This is a genomic window from Collinsella aerofaciens (assembly GCF_039758965.1).
Lineage (GTDB): Bacteria > Actinomycetota > Coriobacteriia > Coriobacteriales > Coriobacteriaceae > Collinsella > Collinsella aerofaciens_BR.
Window position 1 is genome coordinate 61,368 of sequence record NZ_JBDMSL010000015.1, and the last position, 4,064, is coordinate 65,431.

2 protein-coding genes and 2 tRNA genes are annotated in these 4,064 nt (G+C 56.2%); all 4 read right to left on the bottom strand.

All coding sequences use genetic code 11. The features are described from left to right. Positions 1–2: 2 nt before the first annotated feature. Positions 3–78 (bottom strand) — tRNA-Gly (locus tag ABHU32_RS06320). A 105-nt stretch (positions 79–183) separates the two neighbouring features. Further along, complete coding sequence (locus ABHU32_RS06325) at positions 184–930, bottom strand: anti-sigma factor antagonist (protein WP_346979412.1); 747 nt, start codon at positions 928–930, stop codon at positions 184–186. An 81-nt stretch (positions 931–1,011) separates the two neighbouring features. Next, positions 1,012–3,357, bottom strand: a complete 2,346-nt coding sequence (locus ABHU32_RS06330; protein WP_346979413.1) for a GAF domain-containing SpoIIE family protein phosphatase — start codon at positions 3,355–3,357, stop codon at positions 1,012–1,014. A 59-nt stretch (positions 3,358–3,416) separates the two neighbouring features. Continuing rightward, positions 3,417–3,507: transfer RNA gene (locus ABHU32_RS06335), tRNA-Leu, on the bottom strand. Positions 3,508–4,064 lie beyond the last annotated feature (557 nt).

Below are 4,064 nucleotides of genomic sequence, written 5' to 3' on the forward strand. Positions count from 1 at the left end.
AATGGAGCGGACAACGGGGCTCGAACCCGCGACCCCAACCTTGGCAAGGTTGTGCTCTACCAACTGAGCCATGTCCGCTTGCGGGTTATTAATTTACGCGAGTTGTCCAAAAGACGCAAGTACTTTTTTCAAAAAACTTGTCTGCCGCATGTTCTTAGTAGCTAAACGCGCTAAAGCGATTGGCTAGGCACACGATTCCAGTGCTCCGCTAAACAGCTTCACCATCTGCACGCGCGTGCCGGCGCCGTCCGTACGACGAGCAACCTCCACGTTATCGACGAGCATACGCATAAGCTTGATGCCACGGCCGCGTTCCTCGGATGCGACCGGTTCGCTCGTTTCATCGATAGAATAGCCGGCACCTCGATCAAGCACCTCAACCACAACGCGATCGCCATAGGCCTGAACCGTCAGGATGCACCCGATACCGCCCGCATGGTCATAGGCATTACCCAGCGCCTCCCCCGACGCCAATGCGACATCATAGCGCTCGTCACGGCGCAACGGAAGCGATTCAAGGAGTTCGGCGATGCGATGTCGGTAGTATGGAAGATTCTCGATACCCTGACGGACCTCGACGCTCTTACTCCAGCGAGGCAGCTCCCCCACCGGAATGGCGGGAATAGACTCCCGTGCCGGCCCCGCGACATGAAGGATATCGACAAGACGAGCAATCTCCAAAAAGCGAACAACTTCACCTGATGCATTGACGAGCGAAAGCAGGCCTTCTCGCCTCATGAGCTCACGAGCGCGCGTAAGCAGGAATGCCAAGCCCGTCGAATCGATAAAGCTAACAGCCTGACAGTTGATGACAACACGACGCACGCCGCGGCCAATCAAAGCATCCAACCGCCGACGCAGCGCAGGCACCGTGGCGATGTCGATATCGCCTGGTGGCGTCAAAACCGCTATGTCATTCCACTCATTCATACGACCATGGTTCCCCAAAAGAGCTTGTTCGATGCATGCGTTTCCGCAACCGTGCGGATTCGACGCGCCCAGCGTCGCTGTTTAGGACCGGCCCCGTAAAAACTCAAGGGACACCAATGCAATGTCATCGTCCAGCGCCGATTCGGTAAATCGGTCAAGCTCGCCCAAGACCTTGCCGCAAATGCCCGACACGCCCTCCCCCGAAACAGAAAGCAGAAGGTCGCGCAAGCGCTGCTCGCCAAAGAACGCTCCGGTGCGGTCGCGGGCCTCAATCGTTCCATCCGTATACATGAAGAGCATGTCGCCGGGGGCGAACGTAAACACGCCTGTCTCGTACACCATGCTCTCAAAGGCACCGATTACGCCCGATTGGCATCCAAGCAGCTCAACCTCTCCCCCACGTGCCTCACCGCCACCCAGCGGCATCGACTCTGGCCTGATGACCATGGTCGGAGGATGGCCCGCCGAACAATACGTTGCGCGTCCGGCCTTAAGGTCAATCTTGGCGATAAAGGCCGTCACGAACGTCTCGACCCTCGAAAAGCCCATGAGCATGCTGTTAAGGGAGCGTGCCATGCGGGCCGGTCCAGCGCCCTCCCAGGCATATGCCGTCAGGGCCGTCTTGACGAGCGCGGACATCGATGCGGCCTCAATGCCTTTGCCAGACACATCACCCAGAATCATGACGGCGCAGTCGTCGGGAAGACGGATGAGCGTATAGAAATCGCCGCCGACCAACGCCGAGTTCGTGGCCGACAGGTACACCGAATCGGTTGCGATACCCGGAACATCCCCCAGGGAATTTCTCATGCCGATCTGAAGGGTCTGAGCGATATGGCGCTCCTCGCGCTTTTGAGATTCGCCTTCGTAGATCAGTTCAAAGTCATGCGCCAAGTGCACCAAGTAGTCATATTCAAGATCATCAATCGGCTCTTGGCTACCATCACGAAGCAGCAGCGCGCGCGTCGTCGGGCTCTTCGCAACAGAAGCAGGAACAATCGCGTCGTTACTGTGCCTGCCATCACCCTCAGAGCGCGGGCGCCCCGCCTCGATGCCGGAGTCAACGTAGAGACCTTGACAAGGCAGACCGTGCGCCCTAAGCCAGCCTCCCATAGGCATCGATTCGTCAACGCGAGTTATACGGACGTGTTTAAGGTCCTCGGCACTCGTACCGCCCAAAACAGATGCCTCAAAGCCATCAGGGCCAGCCCCCAGACGTGCCGCTGGCGCCGTCGTGGAAAAGAAAAGCTTCTCGGGATCGTCCGGCAAAGCAACGCGACTGCCGCCTTCAAAATCTATGACGTAGGAATCCAGACTGGCGTCATACTCAACAGGGCAAAAATGGCAGTTAAGCATATTGCAGATCTCGGACGATACCGCCTGGGTAGCCGCGGCGGAATCGTCTAGAAAGGCAAACAACTCATCACGCAAGACATTGAGCGAGCGGCCAAGCTCGGCCGTGCGACGGGAGCGAAGGCTCGATGCCATGCCGACCAGCTGGATAGACAGGTAATCGCAAATGACCTCGAGCACATTAACGTCATAGGCGAGCGGTGCCTGGGGGCGTTTCCAACCAACTTCCAGCACGCCAAGAATCTGCGTACCGTAAAAAACGGGAAGACAGATCTCGCTGCGGTACGGAGGCATATCCTGCATGCGCAACAGGTGCTTAGAACGATTGTCCAGGTCCATAAACATACCGGAGGCGGCCTTATCGCCCTCAAGGTCCTGTTGAATCGACAAGCGACAGGCACGCGACTCGCGAAGAACATACGTCGGAATGCCAGCGCCATACGGCAAAAACTCGGGCAGGTAGCTGTCGTACAGCTCCTTGGAAACACCGCGTAGCTTAAAACCGCCGCTCTCAGAAAAATAGATAGCGGCACCCGAAGCATCGAGCGTTCCTACAAGCTGGTTCAAAACGGTATCAAGTAGGCTGGGCAGCTCATCGGAGCCCACGGTACTCATAATGACCGAGAGCGTGCCAGAGAGGCGTTTGTTCGCCACTCTAAGCTCCGATAACGCACGCTTGAGCTGACGGTCGTGCGAATACTGTTCTTCGATGCTATGGAGCGCCACCAGGACACGTGGCGCGCGGCGCCCAAAGATGCGTGGAGGCGTTACGGAGCCCGCACGAACCAAGACGGGGATAAAAGAGCCGTCACTCAGCTTGAGCATCAGTTCGTTCTCGGAGCCATCGGTTTCAAATGGCAGACGATGTTCCGTCGCACGTTCAAAAGCGGACGAGTACAGGACGTCTTTAACATCTCCACCGATGACGTCGACGCGTTCCTCGCACATCAAACCAAGTAAGCGATTATTCACATGCAGAATGGTTCCGTCGAGCTCACAGATGATGACAGCATCGCTCGTGATCTCGACTAGTTGGGCAACGTCTGCCCACTCGTTGCGTTCAAGCGTTTCCATCGTGGACCCCACCGTCTATCGGTAACAAAAAAGCCTCCGAAGAGGCTTCTCAAATGCGATGGTGTCGGAGGCGGGACTTGAACCCGCATGACCAAAAAAGCGGTCACTAGCACCTCAAGCTAGCGCGTCTGCCAATTCCGCCACTCCGACATGCTATGTTGTTGATTCGCAGTTCGTTTTGTTGGACCCGCGCGTTCAACGAGGAAGATAATAACCTATGATTCGAGAACTGTGCAAGCACTTTTTTCAAAAAAGTTTACGAATTTGTTAATGCGCAGGTAGATCAGTATGTCCGGTCCCGAATCGGTGTTGCCTCCCGGCGCGTCCTCGGGCATGACCGATATTTTGCTGCGCACTTCGTGCTGCAAAATATCGCTCCCCCTGCGGAATGCGCCGGGAGGCAACACCGATTCGGGACCTACGTCCACGTACTCCAGACACCGTTCTCAAACATGTTATGGGGCTGATGCAAATTTGGTGGCTCGGCTTTGCCGAGCCCTTATATGGGGAGGTCGGAGCTAAAGCTCCGGCCTCACTCAATTTCTTATTAGATTAAGTGAGCGATCGAGGAATCGCACTCTCCCTGCCGAGTTACCCCAGGGCCCGCCCTGAAGTTACTTTTCAGAACACTCCGCACTGATATTTTCTGTATTGAAGACGTCGATGGTGCACCCGTATACCATTGACGTCGACACCATCAGATGCGG